This window comes from Streptomyces sp. CA2R106 (assembly GCF_037034245.1).
GTDB lineage: Bacteria > Actinomycetota > Actinomycetes > Streptomycetales > Streptomycetaceae > Actinacidiphila.
In genome coordinates, this window is record NZ_JBAGKC010000009.1 from 240,003 (window position 1) to 258,081 (window position 18,079).

General features: G+C 76.0%; 11 protein-coding genes. 1 reads left to right on the forward strand and 10 read right to left on the reverse strand.

All coding sequences use genetic code 11. The annotated features are described in order from the left end of the window. Nucleotides 1–7: 7 nt before the first annotated feature. The 4 genes from WA788_RS16490 to WA788_RS16505 all read right to left on the reverse strand — a co-directional run bounded on the left by WA788_RS16490 (nucleotide 8) and on the right by WA788_RS16505 (nucleotide 7,974). Nucleotides 8–1,087: an ABC transporter ATP-binding protein gene (locus WA788_RS16490; protein ID WP_335977976.1), complete on the reverse strand. Its 1,080-nt coding sequence runs from the start codon at nucleotides 1,085–1,087 to the stop codon at nucleotides 8–10. Further along, nucleotides 1,084–3,858, reverse strand: coding sequence for an ABC transporter permease (locus tag WA788_RS16495; protein ID WP_335977978.1), 2,775 nt, complete (start codon nucleotides 3,856–3,858; stop codon nucleotides 1,084–1,086). The genes WA788_RS16490 and WA788_RS16495 overlap by 4 nt, the downstream gene beginning before the upstream one ends. 130 nt (nucleotides 3,859–3,988) lie before the next feature. Next, the gene (locus WA788_RS16500; RefSeq protein WP_335977980.1) at nucleotides 3,989–7,399 is read right to left on the reverse strand and encodes an FtsX-like permease family protein; all 3,411 of its coding nucleotides are present in this window, start codon (nucleotides 7,397–7,399) and stop codon (nucleotides 3,989–3,991) included. 170 nt (nucleotides 7,400–7,569) lie between these two features. Next, nucleotides 7,570–7,974 (reverse strand): globin, encoded by a 405-nt coding sequence (locus tag WA788_RS16505; protein ID WP_335977981.1) that lies wholly within the window; start codon nucleotides 7,972–7,974, stop codon nucleotides 7,570–7,572. A 120-nt stretch (nucleotides 7,975–8,094) separates the two neighbouring features. On the opposite strand from WA788_RS16505, the gene WA788_RS16510 reads away from it, so the two are divergent. After that, a complete protein-coding gene (locus WA788_RS16510; RefSeq protein WP_443034046.1) occupies nucleotides 8,095–8,994 on the forward strand; it encodes a methyltransferase domain-containing protein in 900 nt (299 codons plus the stop codon). A 35-nt stretch (nucleotides 8,995–9,029) separates the two neighbouring features. On the opposite strand, the gene WA788_RS16515 is transcribed toward WA788_RS16510, so the two are convergent. From WA788_RS16515 to WA788_RS16540, 6 genes are all read right to left on the reverse strand, one after another. Beyond that, on the reverse strand, nucleotides 9,030–9,998 hold the full coding sequence (locus WA788_RS16515) for an FHA domain-containing protein (protein ID WP_335977982.1): 969 nt from the start codon (nucleotides 9,996–9,998) through the stop codon (nucleotides 9,030–9,032). Nucleotides 9,999–10,068: 70 nt separating this feature from the next. After that, on the reverse strand, nucleotides 10,069–11,394 hold the full coding sequence (locus WA788_RS16520) for a vWA domain-containing protein (RefSeq protein ID WP_335977984.1): 1,326 nt from the start codon (nucleotides 11,392–11,394) through the stop codon (nucleotides 10,069–10,071). A 77-nt stretch (nucleotides 11,395–11,471) separates the two neighbouring features. Further along, nucleotides 11,472–12,785, reverse strand: a complete 1,314-nt coding sequence (locus WA788_RS16525) for a protein phosphatase 2C domain-containing protein (RefSeq protein WP_335977985.1) — start codon at nucleotides 12,783–12,785, stop codon at nucleotides 11,472–11,474. A gap of 4 nt (nucleotides 12,786–12,789) precedes the next feature. Then, the gene (locus tag WA788_RS16530) at nucleotides 12,790–15,405 is read right to left on the reverse strand and encodes a serine/threonine-protein kinase (protein WP_335978092.1); all 2,616 of its coding nucleotides are present in this window, start codon (nucleotides 15,403–15,405) and stop codon (nucleotides 12,790–12,792) included. A 261-nt stretch (nucleotides 15,406–15,666) separates the two neighbouring features. Then, nucleotides 15,667–16,956 (reverse strand): hypothetical protein, encoded by a 1,290-nt coding sequence (locus WA788_RS16535; RefSeq protein ID WP_335977987.1) that lies wholly within the window; start codon nucleotides 16,954–16,956, stop codon nucleotides 15,667–15,669. Between the two features lie 94 nt (nucleotides 16,957–17,050). Next, on the reverse strand, nucleotides 17,051–18,046 hold the full coding sequence (locus WA788_RS16540) for a glutamate ABC transporter substrate-binding protein (protein ID WP_335977989.1): 996 nt from the start codon (nucleotides 18,044–18,046) through the stop codon (nucleotides 17,051–17,053). Between the last annotated feature and the right edge of the window lie 33 nt (nucleotides 18,047–18,079).

The following is an 18,079-nucleotide window of genomic DNA, read 5'->3' on the forward strand; positions in this document are numbered from 1 at the left end:
CGCGGCCCTACTGCTCCGGGCGGTCCGGCCAGACCCCGATGTGGTCCTGTTCCAGCTCCAGCAGCACCCGGGAGCGGATGTCCAGGGCGTCGGTGTAGTCGCGGGGCAGCTGGAGCCGCCCGGCGCGGTCGACGGTGGCGTACTCCCGGGCGACGACCGACTCCTGGCCGTGCTCGTCGATTTCGGTGCGGCGGACCACCTCGGAGGCGGTGCGGCCGTCGCGGATGGCGACCGTGCGCCGGACGGAGCTGGAGACCGCGTGGTCGTGGGTGACCACGACCACGGTGGTGCCCAGCTCCTCGTTGGCGGTGCGGAAGGACGCGAAGACCTGCTCGCCGGTGGCGGAGTCCAGCTCGCCGGTCGGCTCGTCGGCGAGGATCACGGCAGGGTCGTTGGCCAGCGCGACGGCGATCGCGGCGCGCTGCTGCTCGCCGCCGGACATCTGGCCGGGCCGCCGGTCGCGGCAGTGGCCGACGCCGACCATGTCGAGCAGTTCGGCGGCCCGGGCGGCCCGGTGGCGCTTGGCGCGGGGACCGCCGCGGCCGGCGAGCTGCATGGGCAGCACCACGTTCTGGGCCGCGGTCAGGTAGGGCAGCAGGTTGCGGGCGGTCTGCTGCCAGACGAAGCCGACCACGCGCCGCCGGTACTCGAGGCGGGCGGCGGCGTCCATGGCGAGCAGGTCGTAGCCGCCGACGGAGGCGGCGCCCGCGGTGGGGACGTCCAGGCCGGCGAGGATGTTCAGCAGGGTGGACTTGCCGCTCCCGGACGCGCCGACCAGTGCCATCAGCTCGCCCTTGCCGACCAGCAGGTCCAGGCCCTGGAGCGCCTGCACCTCGACGCCGTCCGCGGTGAAGATCCGTACCAGGCGGTCGCAGCTGATCAGCGCGTCATGCCCGTAGGCGGGGCCGTCCCGGCGGGCGGCGGCCTGCTGTTCCAGGTCGGCGAGGCTGCGTACCGCCGGCCGCCCGTCCGTACCGGCCGCACCCGCACCAGCCGCACCACCCGCGCCCGCCGTCCCCGCACCGGCCGCACCTACACCCGCCGGACCCGTGCCCCCCGCCCCCGCGCCCCGCACATCCCCGCTCATACCCGGTCCCCCGCTCTCAGTTCCGTGCTCTCCCGCCGCCGTCCCGACAGCCATGTCTGCGCCAGCAGCACCGCACACGCCAGTATCAGCAGCCCCGCCGACGGCAGGGCAAGGGCCCAGGGGTTCGCCCGCAGCCCCAGCCCGAAGTCGACCGGGGTGAAGTCGCGCGGCCCGGTCCCGAACGTCAGCGCCCGCAGGTCGATGCCCGGCCCGAGCAGCGGCACCGCCGCCAGACCCACCAGCACCCCGCCGACCGCCGCCAGCAGCACCTGCGGCAGCGTCTCCAGCAGCACCAGCCGCCGCGCCTGCCGCCGCGTCATGCCCATCGTGCGCAGCCGGGCCACCACGGTGGCCCGCCCCGGCGCCGCCTGGAGCAGCGACAGCAGCAGCGCCAGCGCGCTGTAGCCCGCGCCGGCCGCGACCGCCGCCAGGTACAGGTTCCGGGCCCCGCGCTGCAACGGGGTGTCGGCGAGCGCGGCCCGCTCCTGGCTGCGCAGCAGGACCGACACCGACGAGGTGTCCATGGCCGCCACCTTGCGCAGCGCCGCCGCGTCGATGTGCCGGCCGGGCGCCGCCATCGCCAGCAGCGTCGTGGGCTCCTCCAGCGTGTCCGCCCCGGCGACCGGGTGCAGCGCGGCGACCGAGGCCGCCGACACGAGCACGAACTCGCCGCCGGGCGCGGCCGGTGTGGTCGGCAGTACGCCCGCGGCGCGGATGTCGGTGCTGCCCAGGCCGGTGCTGAGCGACACCGTCCCCTGGCCGACCTGCTCGGCCAGGCCCGGCGAGAGCACCGCGGGCAGCACCTCGTCCGCCCCCGTGCCCCGGTGCCCGGACAGGGCGCCGGACCGGAAGGACGGCAGCCCCACCGCGCGGGTCAGCTTGTCGTACGAGGCCGGGTCGACCAGCACCACCGCGTACGACTCGCTGAAGGTCGCGTCGGCCGAGTTCTGCTCCACCCGCGCCGTGGTGGTCAGACCGACCCCGGGCACCTTGCGTACGGCGCCCGGCAGCCGCGGGGACAGCGTGGAGGTGGCCGCGTCCAGCCGCGCGTCGGCGCCGACCGTCGCCGCGGCCGCCCGGTCCCGGCCCTGGCTGATCCCCGCCAGCACCGAGCCGCCGAACGACGTCACGGTCAGCGCCACCAGCACCGCCAGCAGGGGCAGTTGGCCACCCGTCGAGGAGCGGCCCGCACGGGCCAGGCCGAGGTGGGTGACCGCGCCGCTCAGCCGCGCCGCCGGACGAGCCAGCAGCCGCAGCGGCACCGGGTACAGCCGCAGCAGGACCAGTGCGGCGGCGATCGCCACCAGCACGGGAGCCGCGGCCAGGAACGGGTCCGTGCCCGAACCGCCGCCCCGCTGCCGCAGTGCCGCCACCGCGCCCACCGTCAGCACCACCACCGTCAGTTCGACCACGAGCCGGCGCCGTGACGGGCGGGCCGTCGCCACGTCCTCCCGCCCGCCCGGCCGCGGCCGCCGCACCGCGAACCCGGCCCGCACCGGCAGCGCCACCACCACGACCGCGGTGGCCAGCGCGGCCAGCAGCACCGGCAGCAGCCAGCGGCCGGTCGGCAGCAGCACCACCGCGAGCAGCGCGCCGACCACCCCGCCCGGCACGGCCGCCGCGGCGGTCTCCGCGGCGAGCCGCCCCGTCACGGCGCGCAGCGAACCCCCGCGCGCCCGCAGCAGCACGATCTCGGCGCGCCGCCGTTCCTCCGCGAGCCCGCCGGCCATCAGCAGCACAGCCAGCGCCGTGGTGCCGACGCCGACCGCGGCCACCAGCACCAGCGGCGCGGTGGCGTCGCGCTCCCGGACGAACTCGCCGAGCACGGTGGCCAGTCCGTCGCCGATGTCCACCGGTGCGCCGACCGTGTCCTGGAGCCGGGCGGCCAGCGGGCCGCCGGACAGCGAGTCCAGCGTGCCGCGCAGTGCCGGGACGCCGTGCGCGGTCAGCCGGCCGACGGCCATCGGCTCGTACCAGTAGAGGGTGACGCCCGCGCCGAGCCGCGGCAGCAGGACGGCGGCGGCGGGGTCGGTGAGCAGCGTGAAGTGCCAGTAGGTGTGGGGCGCTTCGCCGACGCCGGCCGGCTGCTCGTTCACCACCGGGCCGAGCATGTCGCCGTCCTCGTTCCAGTACGCGGCGGCGGGGTCGCGTGGGGCGACGATGCCGGTGATGCGCACGGTCAGCGGGGTCGGGCTCAGCCCCTGCGGGTGGAGGGTGCGGCCGACCTTCAGATGGAGCACCTGGGCGGTCCGCTCCGTCACGGCCGCCTCGACGACCGGCGCGGACGCGTCCTGGGCCGAACTGCGCGGGGCGTGCGGCAGCCGGCCGGACAGCAGCCGCGCGTGCGCGCCGACATCGGCCTGCGCCACGAGGTCGGCGGTCGGCAGGTGCGAGGAGGTGAGCGGCAGGCCCTGGTCGGGGACCCCGGACTCCTTGGCGGTCCGCGCCCCGTACACCGCGGCGCCCGGCGCGAGCGGCGCGGCGCCGGCCAGCAGCGAGCGGACCGCGGTCTGCACGCTGCCGATGCCGGACGGGTCGAGCGGCGAGGTGCCGCCGAGCCCCTGCCGCGCGTCGTAGTCCTCGGTCAGCGCGACCCCGCGGTCCGGGAACTGCCCGGCCAGTACCGTCTGCCGCAGTGCCCGGTCCTCGTAGCGGTCCACGGCCCGCGGCAGCGCGGCGGCGAGGAAGGCGGTGGCCAGGACCAGCGCGAACGTCGCGAGCGCCGCGCCGCGGGCCGAGCGCAGCCGCACCCGTACCCAGGCGAGCCGCACACCCCCGCCGTCCCCGGCCGCGCCCCCGTCCCGGCCCGCACCACCGGCACCCGCGCGCGCACCGTCCCCGGCTACGACCCCACCGTCCGGCTCCGGTACGGCAGATCCCTGTTCCCGTGCCGCCGCCATCTCAGTCCTCCCCCTGCCGCCGCAGCGCCGTCGCCGGATCGCCGCGCCGTACCGCCGTCGCCAGCACCACCAGCACCGGCACCACCAGGACCTCCGCGAGCAGTTCCAGTACGCGCCCGGCCGGCAGCCGTACCAGCAGGGCCGGCGTCGGCGTCGTGGCCTGCGGGGTCAGCACGATCAGCGGGGCCACCAGCCGGGTCAGCAGCGCGCCGAGCGCCACACCGACGACCACCGACACCAGCACCAGCAGCCCCTGTTCGGCCGCGATCACCCGGGCCAGTTGGCGCCGGGGCGCCCCCAGCGCCCGCAGGATCGCGAACTCCGCGGTGCGCTCCCGCACGGCGCCGGCCGCGGAGACCGCGAAACCGACCGCGGCCAGCACCGCCGCGGCCACCACGGCGGCCGGCAGCGCCGACTGCGGGCCCGCGCCCAGCGGGTCCGCGCGCAGGTCGGCGGCGGTCTCGTCGGCGACCAGGACGGTGTCGACGTCGGTACGGGCGCGCAGCGCGGCGGCGGTCCGCGCGACCGCGCCCGGCCGGGCGGCGACCCACCACTCGGTGGGCTCCATGGCCTGGCCGTCGTGGGACTGGAGGAACTGGTTGACCGCGCGCAGGTCGACGACCATGCCGCCGACGTCCTGGTCGCGGCCCGCGTCCGCGCCGCCGTCGTCCGCGTCCGACCCGGTGGAGGAGGACCCGGAGGACGCGGCCGAGGAACTATCCGCCCCGGACCCCGTGCCGTCGCCCAGCCCGGGGATCGCGCGGACCGCCCCCACGACCCGCACCGGCACCTGGATGCCGCCCAGTTGCACGGTGACGCGGCCGCCGACCTTCGCGTGCTGCGCGGCGAGGAAGTCGTCGGTGGCGACACCCGCCACGGCGGCCGGGTCGGCGCTGGGCGCGCGGACCAGCACGGTGCCGGTCGGTGCCGAGTCGTACGCGTTCGAGGCGACCCGCACCGACCCGGTGCCGTAGCCCAGGGACAGCGTCGCGGCCCCGCCGACCCGCGGCACGTCGGACGACGGGGCGTGCGCGCCGGGCAGTTCGGCGAGCGCCGGGTCGTCGTAGGAGGGCGCGGCCGACCACTGCTGCGCGGGCACCGTCAGCGTACGAACCGCGCCCGAACCGCCGGTGACCTGCGGGGTCGACAGCGTCAGGGCGTAGGTGCCGCCCTGGGCGGGCATGTCGAAGCCGACGCTGACGGCGGTGACGTGCAGCGGTCCGGCGGGTGCGCCGTCCGTGGTGCCGGCAGGTGCGGCGAGGTCCAGGAGCAGCCGGTGCTGCTTGCCGTCGGCGGGTACGTCGCCGAGCGGGACGGAGTACGGGACGCCGTCGGCGTCCAGGACGGTGACGGCGACGTGGTGGACGACCGCGGCGCCGCCGGGGGAGCCCGCCGCGGGCCGCAGCACCGCCTCGAAGGCGGCCTGCCGGGTGCCGGAGGGCAGCGCGAACCCGCCCCCGGCCCGAACCCCCTGGCGCAGCGGCGCCAGCACCGCGGCGGCCGACCGCCCCCCGGTGAGGTCGGAGCGGAACCGCATCGCCTTCCCGCCCTGCTCGGAGTCGATGGCCAGCACGCTCGCCGTACGGTTCTGGTCGAGGTAGAGGCCGGTGCGGGTGGCCGGTGCCGCCGCCGCGACGCCCGCCTGCCGGGCGAAGATCCCGGGCTGCCCGAACGGCGGGGTGGTCATGCCGGTCACCCGCAGGTCGGCGCCGACCGCGAACTGGGCCTGGTCGCGCTGCGAGCGGTCCCAGCTCGCGCTCTGCCCGATGGAGAAGACGCCCATCGCGATCGCCAGCACCAGCAGCAGTGCCGCGCCCGCGCCGCGCCGCGGCCGCCGCGCGAGCTGCCACCCGGCCAGCGCCAGCGGCAGCGCCCGGCCGCGCTCGGCCCGCCGCTCGCCGAGCCGCGCGACCAGCGGCAGCAGCCGCAGCACCAGCACGGTGCCGGCCAGCAGGCACAGCGCGGGCGCGGCGACGAGGATCGGGTCCACCCCGAGGCCGCCGCCCGCGTTGGTGCTCAGCGCGCCGCTGCCCGACGCGCGCCGGTCCAGCTGCCAGTAGGCGATGGCGGCGACGACCAGCAGCCCGACGTCGGCGCCGGCCTGCACCGCGCCCGGCAGGGAGCGGCGCCGGGAGCGCGCGGCCCGCTCGGCGGAGTCGGCGCCGCCGGTGCGCAGCGCGGGCACGATCACCGCGCCGGCGCAGGCGAGCGCGGCGGCCCCGGCGACCAGCCAGGCCGGGCCGGTGCTGCCCGAGCCGAGGCTGACCCCGGTACGGGCCATGGCGCCGGTGCCGGCCAGCAGCCGGGTGATCGGCCCGGCCAGCAGCGGGGCGAGGACTGCCGCGGGCACCGCGAGCAGCAGCGACTCCGCGCCGGCCAGCCGGGCGACCCGGGCCCGTGAGCCGCCGCGGGCCCGCAGCAGCGCGGTCTCCCCGGCCCGTTCCTCGGCGAGCAGCCCGGCCACCAGCAGCAGCGCGAACCCGGCGAGGATCACCAGTTGCAGCGCGCCGATCAGCAGCGTCGAGCGGGTCACCAGCATGCTGCGGCGCAGCGCGTCGAGCAGCGCGGGCAGGTCGCTGGTGGCGGTGGTGGTGGAGGTGGCCTGGTCGTCGTGGAGCGCGTAGAGGGTCTGCCGGACGCCGTTCTCCAGCCGGTCCATGTCATGGCTGCCGGCCTGCCGGAAGTCCCCGGTGGCCTGCCAGGACATCGCGGCGGCGGTGACCCGGCCGGAGCCGAAGCTGCCCGGGTCGGCGAGCATCGGCCCGTAGGTGGTGAAGGCGACGGTGTGCGCGCCGCGCCCGCCCAGCGGGTCGAGGTGCCAGTACGGGGAGGCCGGGTCGCGTGGCTGGAAGACGCCGCTGACCTGGATCGTCAGCGGGGCGCCGCCCAACCGGTCGGTGAGGGTCAGGACGTCGCCGGGGGCGGTGCCCAGCGCCTGCGCGGCCACTTCGGGGACCGCGACCTGCACCCGCGTCGCGCCGCGTGCGGCCGCGGTCGGCCAACTGCCCTTCACCAGGCGGACCTGGGCCCGGTCGAAGGTGGCGAGCAGGGTCAGGTCGGGGTCGCCGTCCGCGGGCTTTCCGGTGGTCCGGGGCGTCTTCGGCAGGCCGTACGGGCCGGAGCGGGTGCTGCCGCGCACGGTGGTGGGCAGCCCGGCGAACGAGGTGCGCAGGTGCCGCCGTACCGCGGTGTCGACGGCGCCCGTGGTCGTGCCGTTCAGGTCGCTGGTGACCTCGACGGTGGCCTGCCCGGCGGCCTGGTGCTGGAGGGTGCGGCGCAGGGCCGCGTCACCGATCGCCCCCGTGAAGGCGGTGAAGGTCGCGAGCACGCACGTGGTGAGCAGCACCGTCAGGAGCGCGGCCGCGAGCAGCAGCCGGTGGGCCCGGACACGGAGCAGCACGAATCCGGTCACGTGTTCCCCCCGTCAGATGCTGACGAGATGCTCTCAAAGAGAGCTGCGGCGCAGAAGCGGTGCGGCGTATGTCGCAATCCGATCGTGATGGTCCGGCCAGCGGACGGATCGGGCGCCGCCGAAGGGACGGCCGGGGGTCACACGGGGGCAGAGGGGGCCGGCGGCCGGGGTCAGCCGGGGGTGTTGACCATGGAGGCGGCGGCGTAGACGAGGTAGTCCCAGAGCTGGCGTTCCTGGTCGCCGGGGAGTTGGAGCTCGTCGACGGCGGCGCGCATGTGGCGCAGCCAGGCGTCGTGGGCGGCGCGGTCGACGGCGAAGGGCATGTGCCGCATCCGCAGCCGCGGGTGGCCGCGCTCGTCGCTGTAGGTGCGCGGGCCGCCCCAGTACTGCATCAGGAACAGGGTGAGGCGCTCCTCGGCCGGGCCGAGGTCCTCCTCGGGGTACATCGCCCGCAGCTCGGGGTCGTCGGCGACGCCCAGGTAGAAGCGGTGTACGAGGCGGCGGAAGGTCTCCTCGCCGCCGACGAGTTCGTAGAACGTCTGCTGCTGCAACTCGCCGCGCCGGATCTCATTCACCCTTCCATCGTCGCAGACGCGGCGCCCGCTCCCGAAGGGAAGGGAAGCGGGAAGGGGCGGGCGGAAGGCCGGCAGGCGGGGCGGTTCGTGTCGGCGGGCCTTCCGGCGCACCATGGAGGTATGGCCGGGACCTGGCCGGAGGACGGGCGCTACTGGCGCCACGGGCAGCGGTACGAGCAGCGGCACGCCGCCGCCCCGGGGGAGCTGCGGGCCCGGATGGTCGACCGGATCGTGGCCGGGGGCGGCCTGACCGACCCCGCCTGGCGGGCGGCCTTCGCCGAGGTCCCGCGGGAGCTGTTCGTGCTGGAGGAGGGCGAGGAGCGCACCGGGCGGCTGCTCGCCGGGGCCTACGAGGACCGGCCGATCGCCACCCGTGTCGTCGGCGGCGAACTGGTCTCCTCCAGCAGCCAGCCGTCGCTGATGGCGCTGATGTGCCAGGCGTTGGAGGTGCACGGCGGGGAACGGGTGCTGGAGATCGGCGCGGGCACCGGCTACAACGCGGCGCTGATGGCCCACCGGCTCGGCCCCGGCACGGTCACCACGATCGACCTGGAGCCGGAGATCACGGCCGCGGCCCGCGCCCACCTGGACGCGTACGGCACCGAGGCGGCCCGCTCGGTCGAGGTGGTCACCGGCGACGGCGCGTTCGGCCACCCGCCGGGCGCCCCGTACCAGCGGGTCATGGCGACCTGCGAGCTGCCGTCGGTGCCGCCGGCGTGGCTGGAGCAGTGCGTGCCGGGCGGGCTGGTGCTGCTGCCGCTGGCCGCGGGGCTGGTGGCGCTGACGGTGTACGGTCCTGGGCGCGCGCAGGGGCGGTTCCTGGACACTCCCGCGTACTTCGTGCCGCTGCGGGGCGCGGCCGGCGCGCCGGCCGGGGCACCCGAACACGGCCTGGCCGCACGGGTGTTCGGCGGGGGCGCGGACCGGACCCGCTACGGCCTGACCGTGGACGGGACGCACCAGTGGATCTGGCGGGACCGCCCCGACGGCCCGCTGACCTGGCCGCTCACCGGCGGTTGACCGGCGGCCGGCCGGCCGGCTCGCGCGGGCGGCGCTCAGGCCCTGCGCAGCGTGATCGTCGTCCACGCGCCGACGTGCACCCGGTCCCCTTCGGCGAGCGGCACCGGCAGGTAGGGCCGGATGGACTCCTCGGCGAGGTTGACGGTGGTCCCGTTCGTCGAGTCCTGGTCGACCACCGACCAGGAGCCGTCGGGCTGCTGGACCAGCACCGCGTGGTGGTGCGAGACCCCCGGGTCCTCCGGGGAGCGGGACAGGTCGATGTCGGGCGCCTCGCCGGTGCTGTGCCGGCGGCGGCCGATCGTGACCTGGTGCCCGGTGAGCGGCAGCTCCACCTCGGGGGAGAACGCCGGGAAGTACAGCTGCCCGGCGTCCGGGCCGCTGCGGGCCATCATCGCGGTGAAGTACGCCCGGTCCGCCGCGATCACCGCCACCCAGCCGGCGCTGGTGCCCGCGGCCGCGGAGGACGACCGGCCGCTGCTGGTGGAGCCGGTCGGGCCGCTCCCGGTGCCGCCGGTGTCCGAGCGCCGGGCGGGCCTGGACGGCGGCTCCAGCTCGAAGTCCCCCGAGCCGGAGCCGACCGTGACCGAGCCGTCCGGCACCGACTCCGCCGGGCGGTTGACCTGCGAGGGCCGCGAGGCCTGCGAGTCCTCCCGCTGGTACGGCGGGTAGTCGGGCGGCGGGACCGGCTGCGGAACCGGCTGCGGAACCGGCTGCGACGGCACCACGGTCGGCGTGTGGGTGAGGAAGTTGTAGCGGCAGCCCTCGCAGAACAGCGCCGCCCCCTCCCGCGGCGTCCCGCAGCTCGGGCAGTGTTCGCCGCCCTCGCCCTCGCCGCCGAAACCGGGGGGCGAGGGCGAGGACGGCGGCGTCGAGTACGGCGAGGACGAGGACGACGTCGCGGAGGACGCCGGCCGCGATCCCGCGGCCGGTGCCGTCAACAGCACGCCGCAGACCTCGCACCAGTCGGTGGCGCTGTTCTGATGGCCGTTGGCACAGATCGGCATGGTGTCGGCTCCCCCTCCGCCGGGTTCGGGCGGCTCCAAAGGTTGTGCGCGAGCACGTTGTACCCGATGGCTACTTCTTCACGCGTACGGTCTTCGTCGACCGCGTTTCCAGGGTCATCTCGTCCGCGTCGGCGACCTTGGGCTTCAACCGCACAGTACCGTTCGCGGCGTCGACCACGTCCACCACCTTGGCCAGCAGCTTGGCGGTGTCCTCGTTGCCGGAGGCGTTGGCGAGCTGCACCGCGCGGCCCAGCTTGGCCGTGGCGGAGTCCATGTCCCCGGACTTGCGGGCCTCCAAGCCCTGCTGGATCACCTGCGCCAGCTCGGCCTGCCCGGTGTAGTGGGCCACCTGCGGGCTGATCCGGGTGGAGGCCGCCATGTCGTCGGTGCCCAGCGCCCGCACCAGGCCCTGCGCCAGCACCTGCGTGCTGCCGTCGGGCTCCGGGAGCACCAGCGAGACCCGCGCGGCGAGCATCTCCTGGCCGACGACGACCGGCGGCACCTTCACACAGACGTGGTAGTCGCGCGACTCGTCGCCCCATGACCCGGTCGGGTAGTCCCCGATCCGCGGGCCGGCCTGCGTCCGCCGCCCGGTCAGGTCCTCCACGGTGGGCGCGACCTGCTTGACGAAGGCGATCTCGGCGTTCTGCGGGGTCCACACCCGCAGGCTCACGTCGGCGACCTCCTTGCCCATCGCGTTCTCCATCATCGCCTGGAAGTCCGCGGCCAGACCGGCCGGGTCGGCGACGATGTCCACCGAGCCGAGCAGCGCCGAGGCGATCCCGGTGACCTCCTTGACCTCCCAGTCCGTGCCGACCCCGCGCGCGTCGCAGGTGAAGCGGCCGGCACAGTGGTCCAGTGCGCCGCGCAGGTCCTCCGGCTTCTCGTGCTCGTTGCGGCCGTCGGTGAGCAGGATGCCGTGCCGTATCGCGACGTCGGAGCCGGACAGCAGCCGGTCGGCCAGCCGCAGCCAGGTCCCGATCGCGGTGCCGCCGCCCGAGGTGAGCTTGCGCAGCGCCTGCTTGGCCTGCGCGCGGGTGTGCGCGTCGGCCACCGCCAGGCCGCCGTCGGCCGGGTAGACCTCGCGGGCCTGGTGGGTGCCGGCCACCACCGCGAACGACACCCCGTCGCGCAGCGTGTCGATGGCGGCCGCGGTCGCGTCCCGGGCGTTGCGCATCTTCGTCGGCGGGTACTCCATCGAGCCGGAGCAGTCGACCATGATGACCACACCGGCCGACGGCGCGCCACCCGGCAGCGGCAGGCCGCCGGACGTGCCGCCGCCGGTCGAGGTCACCGTGACGATCGCGTTGACCTCGCGGCCGCCCTCGGGCAGGTACGCGTTCTGGTAGACGTCCACGGAGAACTGCGGCACGTTCGACTTCGAAAGACTGGGCATCGCTTCCTGTACTCCTTCACGCTGTGCTCGTCCGCCCCCGCCGTGCGCGGTGCGCCTGCGCGCCGCGCCCGGACCGGCTACGCGGAGGGTGATCCTGCCCCTGCGGCCGCTGCCGGGAACGGCAGCACCGCGACCGTTACGTTGTCGTGGCCGCCCCCGTCCAGCGCCATGCCGAGCAGCGAACGCGCGCTCGCCAGCGGCCTGGTGCGGGCGTCGGCCGGTACCGCCTCGGCCATCTCCGCGGCCGACTCGGCGTAGTTCCACAGCCCGTCGGTGCACACCACGACCACGCCCGGGCACTCCGGCTGGAAGGCGGCCACGTGCGGGTCGACCTCCGCGGCGTCCGCGCCGAGCCAGCCGGTGATCGCGTGGGCGCGCGCGTCGGCGTACGCCTCGGCCTCCGACATCAGCCCGGCCTCGACCATCCGCGCCGCCCACGAGTCGTCCTCGGTGAGGCGGGCGGCGGGCCGCTCGCGGTCGTCGGGCACCCAGTACGCGCGGCTGTCGCCGATCCAGCCGACGGTGAAGACCTGGCCGGTGACGACCGCGCTGACGTAGGTGCACGCCGGGGAGTTGCGGTGGATCGGCTCCTTGGGCTCCTCCGCGGCGAGCGCGCCGACCGCGTCGAAGGCGGTCAGCAGCGCCTCGCGCATCGCGTCGTCGGGCGCGGTGCCGCGTTCCAGGGCGGCGACCAGGGCGTCGCTGCCCGCGGTGGCCGCGGCGGCGGAGGCGTCGTCGGGGCGGTACGCGGTGGACACGCCGTCGCACACCACGGCCGCGACGGCGGCGGCGCCCCCCGGCAGGGCGGCGGTGGCCAGGGCGAAGGCGTCCTCGTTGCGGTGGTGGCGCAGCCCGCGGTCGCTGACCGCGGCGACGCCCGCCAACTCCCGTTCCTGGTGGTCGCGCTGGCGGGGCTGGGCGTGCCCGCAGTGCTCGCAGTAGCCGTCGTCGTCCACGCCGCCGACGCCGCAGGCCACGCAGACCGGGCCGGACGGTGCCTCCCGGTGGCCGCTGCCCGTGCTGTCCTTGCCCGTACCGCCGCTGCCCGTACCCCGGTTGCCCGTGGCGCCGGTGCTGTCGGCGCCGTGGGCGGAGAAGCCGAGCGGGAGTGTGGCGTCGGAGGAGGGCGGCGGGGAGGCGGCACCCCGCGGGGGAGCGAGCACGAAGGAGCTGGTGGTGTCGCCGCCACCCGAACCGCCCGCGCCGTCCGCCCCGTCCGCCGGCTCCCCGGCGGCCTCCGGGGAGACTGGCGCGACCGGCGGCGGCGCGCTCAGATCGCGGCCGCAGGCACCGCAGAACCGGTCCCCGGGGTCGTGCGGTTCGGAGCAGCCCGGGCAGATCGCCGGGCGGGCCGCGGGCGCCTTGTGCGCCGACTCGGGCAGTGGTGGCATCGGTTCACACCCAGGTCCTGGGGCGGAAGCGGTTGGCCCGCTCCACCAGTTCGATCCTCGTACCGGTCTGGCCGGCCAGCCGGGCGAGCACCCGGTAGGACCGCTCCAGGCCGAACCGCAGTCCGCGCTCGTCCAGCGCGACGCCGAGCAGCGGCACCGCGGGCGCGCCCTCCGCACCCCCCGCGCCGGCCCGGCCGGCCAGCTGCCAGTCCAGCGCGCTGCCGTACACCTCGGTGGCGAGCTGTTCGCGGCGGTCGTGGTCCAGGCCCTGCCGCTGGAGGGCCTCGACCTGGTGGGCCGCGGAGTACAGGTCCGGCAGCAGCGGTTCCTGCGGGCCCCGGTCGCGCAGCCGGGCCCGGACGGCGGCCACCCGGGCGGCGGTGTAGTGGATGGACGACTCGGGCACCGACTCCAGCGCGCGCACCGCCCCGGCCCGGTCGCCGGACTTCAGCAGCACCCGGGCCAGCCCGAAGGCCGCGCTGACGTAGCTGTGGTCGGTGGTCCACACCAGGCGGTAGTACTCGGCGGCGTTGTCGAGCTGCCCGAGTACCTCCGCGCAGATGCCCAGCGCCAGCTTCGGCGCGGGCTCGCCGGGGAACGCGTCGTAGACCGCGTCGAAGCTGAGCGCCGCGGTGGCGTGGTCGGCGGTGCACAGCGCGACCAGGCCGCGGTGCCAGACCACCCGCCAGTCGGCGCTGTCCTCGGACTCGTCGAGGCCGCGCAGCACTTCGCGGGCGCCCGGCAGGTCGTCCAGCTCCAGGTGGGCCCGCACCGCGCGCAGCCGCTTCTCCACGGAGTCGACCGGCGCGGACCGGAGCGCGGCCACCGCCTCGCCGGGTGCCGCGGCCGCTATGCCGGCCAGGAAGCCGGCGTTGGGGTCGGCGGTGTCGACGTGCGGGACGGGCAGCGCCAGGACGGCCGCGGCCGCGTCGAGCCGGGAGACGATCGGCCGCCCGGGAACGGGAACGGGGACGGCGCCGGGGACGGAGCCGGGCCCGGGAAGGGGGCCGCCGCCCGCCGCACCGGGTACGGCCGGGGCGCCCGCGGGCCCGGCCTGCGCCGGGATCGCCCGCCTGCCCCGGTCCGCGCGGGGCCGGCGTGGCGCGTCCGGCGGCCGCGACGCGCCCAGCTGCGAGGTGTCACCGGTCAGCGGCCGCACCAACTCCGTGTCCACCACCCGCAGTTCCGGCCCGAACAGGGTGGACAGCGCCGGGCGCGGGGTGCCCGACTCCAGGGCGACGACCTCGCGCAGCACCCCCAGCAGCTGGTCGGACATCTCCTCGGCCGAGGAGAACCGCTTGTGCGGGTCCGGGTCGGTGGCGCGCACCAGCAGCCGGTAGAACGACTCGTAGCGCTGGAAGACCTCGATCTTGTCGGGGTCGGGCAGGCTGTCGACGAAGATGTTGCTGTAGCCCTGGAAGTCGAAGGTCAGCACGGCCAGGGTGCGGGCGACGGTGTACAGGTCGGAGGCGACGGACGGGCCGACCTCCGCGATCTCCGGCGCCTGGTAGCCGACCGTGCCGTAGATCGCCGACTCGGTGTCGTCCATGCGGCGCACCGCGCCCATGTCGATCAGTTCGAGCCGGTCCTCGGTCTGGATCGCGTTGTCCACCTTGAAGTCGCAGTACAGCAGGTTGCGGCTGTGCAGGTGGCCGAGCGCGTCCAGCGCCTCGATGGCGAACGCGATCGCCTGGGCGACCGGCAGCGGTTCGCGCCTGCCGTCGGGGGTGCGGCGCTCGTTGGCGATCTGCTTGAGCGACTTGCCGCCGACGTACGCCATGACGATGTAGCCGTCGAGGGTGCCGGTGCGCTGGTCGAGGTGCTCGACGAAGTTGTAGATCCGCACGATGTTGGGGTGCTCGATCTCGGCGAGGAAGCGCCGCTCGGAGACCGCGGCGGCCAGCGCGTCCTCGTCGCCGGTGTCGAGCAGGCCCTTGAGCACGACCCAGCGGTTGGCGACCGCGCGGTCCCGGGCGAGGTAGATCCAGCCGAGGCCGCCGTGCGCGATGCAGCCCGCCACGTCGTACTGGCCGCGCACCACGTCGCCCGGGCGCAGCTTGGGCGTGAAGGAGTACGGGTGCCCGCACTTGGTGCAGTAGCCCTCGGTGCGGCCGGGCCGGCCCTCGCGGCTGCGGCCCACCGGCGCCCCGCACTCGCCCTTGCTGCAGAAGCGCTTGCGCTCGGGCACCTCGGGGTTGGCCAGCACAGCGGCGGCCGGGTCGGCCCGCGGCACCGTGGGTACCGGGACCAGGCCGGCGCCCAGCTTGCCGCGGGTGGGGCCGGAGCCGCTGCCGCGGGTGCTGCGCACGGACACCGAGCGGCCGGTGGAGCTGCCGGCGAGGGACTGGGAGAGCCGCCCGGAGACCGACCGGCGGGAGGCCTGGGAGGAGCGCGAGGAGCGGGAGGAGGGTGCGGAGGGTGCGGAGGACGTGCCGGGGACGGAGGTGCCGCCCGAGCCGCCGGAGCCGCCCGAGCCCGTACCGAAGCCTGCACCGGAGCCTGAGCCGCCGGCCGCACCCGATCCCGCGCCCGCACCCGCGCTGCCCACCGGGGCGGCCGGTGGCGCGGCCGCGGCCGGAGCCAGCCCGCAGGTGTCGCAGTACAGGTCGCCGCCGCCCATGTCCTCCAAGGTCCCGCCGCAGCCGGGTCGCTGGCACTCGCTCACGGTCTCCCCCTCAGCCTTCCCTGTTTCTGTCCCGGTCCCTGACTGCCGCTGCCGCACTGCCGCTCATGATGCCGACCGGTACGCCGGTCGTGGTGACGCTGCCGATTCTCGCGCGCCGGCCCGCGATCGCACGCGAGCCCGCATTCGTAGACGTGTCCGAGGCAGTCCCCGATGCCGCAACCGAGGTCGGCCCCGGTGCCGTCCCCGCGGGCGCCTTCATGCCGGGCTCCGGTCGGTGGGGGTGCGCGGGGTGCCGCCCAGGTCGCTGACGGCCTGCTGGTAGCGGCGCACCGCCCGTTCGGCCGCGCCCAGGTCGCAGGGCGCGGTCCACAGCAACCGCCGTGCCTGGTCGTACCGTTCGATCAGCACCGGGTCCTCGGCCATGCCGAGCCGGGCCACCTTCGCCCGGTAGGCGTCCAGGCGGCCGCGCAGTTCCGCCCGGACCGCCAGCGGGGCGGTGACCGCGGTCAACGACTCGCGGGCGCGCAGCAGTTCCTCGTCCGCGTGGCCCTCCAGGCTGTCGAGCAGCGGGGAGAGCCGGTGCCACTGCGCGGTGCGGGCGAACTCCTCGGCCGCGGCGAGCCGTTCGTGCAGTGCGGCGGCCGGGCCGCTGACCGCGGGCACGTCGGAGGCGAGGATCTTCGACAGCACCTCCACCCGGGCGCCGCGCGCCTCGGTGAGGGTGCGGTCGGCCCGTGACATCACGTCCCGCAGCCGCCCGAGCCGGTGCTCGGCGTCGTCGCGCACGTGCAGCACCGCCTCGACCTCGCGCCGGATCTCCTCCAGCCGCCGCCCCGCGTCGTCGTAGCCCGAGGTGTCGGGGCGGCCGGGGGCCGGTCGCGGGTTCCAGAAGGCCAGCGGGTCGGCCACCGTACGGGCCCGCAGCTCCTTCAACTCCGCTACCAGCGCCTCCAGTTCGTCCCCGGCGGGGTGCTCGCCCGGGAGGACGCCCACCGAGTGGGCCAGTGAGCGCACCCGCTGCGTCTCGGCGGCCAGCAGGTCGATCCTGGCCGGCAGCGCGGACCACACCGCGTCCGCGGCGGCCACGGTCTCCATGGCCTGGTCGTACCAGGTGTTCATCCGGCGGACCAGCTCGTCCAGGCTCAACTGCTCGGTGGCGCGGGCCGGTCCGGTCAGCGAGCGCTCGTGGTCCGGCACGGCCGCGCCGACCACGGTGATGCCGTCGCCGCGCAACAGCTCGGTGAGCCTGGCCAGTTCGGTCTGGGTCGGCCAGCGGCGGCGGGCCCGCAGCTCGCGGGCGGTGTCCAGCGCGGCGGTGTACGCGTCGAAGTGCGCCCACAGCGCGGTGATCGCCGTGTCCGTGCGCTCCCACCGCTCCTTGGTGACGCCGGTCAGCTCGGCGCCTTCGAGCAGTCTGCGCCCGGAGTGGTCCTGGAGGGCGAGCAGGGAGGTCTCGACGGCTTCGTGCTCGGCGCCGAGCCGTTCCAGCGCAAGATCGACATCCTCCCGGCCCATGACCGGGCCGGAGGCTCCCGCGACCGCCATCACACCCTCTTTCTCTTCCCGTCCGCCGGTCGGCCTTACTGGTACGTCCTACGGGTACGTCCTGCTGATATGTCCTACTGGGCGCTTCCTGCCGCTACTTGTACGTCGGCGCCGGCGGTCCGGTGACCCCCGGCAGGTCCTTGGCGAGCCAGGTCTCGTACGCGTGCATCCAGGTGCTGTCCGCGCCGCCCGCCTCATAGGCCGCCAGCACCTGGTTGACCCGGCGCACCAGGTCCTGGTCGTCCAGGTTCATGGCCACACCGTACGGCTCCTTGGTGACCGGTTGGCCGACGAGGTGCACTGTCGGGTCCTGCGCGGCCTGTCCGGCGGCGAGCGCGTTGTCGGTGAACACCGCGTCGACCTGGCCGAGTTGGAGCAGCACCAGGCAGTCGAGCTGGTTGTCGACGGTGGTGACGCGCGCGCCGTGGGCGCCCTGCTGGAGTTTCGCGTACCCGGTCGAGCCGCTGGCGGTGCACACCCGCTTGCCGGCCAGGCTGTCGTCGAAGCCGGTGATCGCGGAGTCCTTGGGCACCAGCAGCTGCTGTCCCGCCTCGAAGTAGGCGATGGAGAACGCGACCTGCTTCAGCCGGTCGCAGGTGATCGACATGGTGCGCACCACCATGTCGACCTTGTGGTCCTGTATGTCAGGCACCCGCTTGTCGGTCGGCACGGTCAGGTACTGCACCTTCGCCGAACTGCCCAGGATGTTCTGGGCGATGGCCTTGACGATGTCGATGTCGAAGCCCGTGATGGCGCCGGTCTCCGGGTCGCGGAAGCCCCACAGGTAGCTGTTCTGGTCCACGCCGACGATGAGCCGGCCGCGCTTCCTGATCCGCTCCACGGCGGCGCCGTCGGTGCTGCCGGACGACGGCGACAGGCTCGCCTCGGGCGTGGTGCAGCCGCCGGCGTCGGTGGCGGCGGCGTCCTGGACGTGCACGGTCCGGCCGGTGGCGACCCCCGGGGTGTCCCCGGCGGCCGGACCGCCGCCGAGCGGCCCCACGCCCAGCGGGCCCAGCGCCGCCGTGACGGTCAGCGCGCACGCCGCCGCCATCGCCGCGACCCCGCCCCATCCGCGTGCTGTACGGCTCATCGCGACCTCCCTGCTCCCGGCCCGGCCGGACCG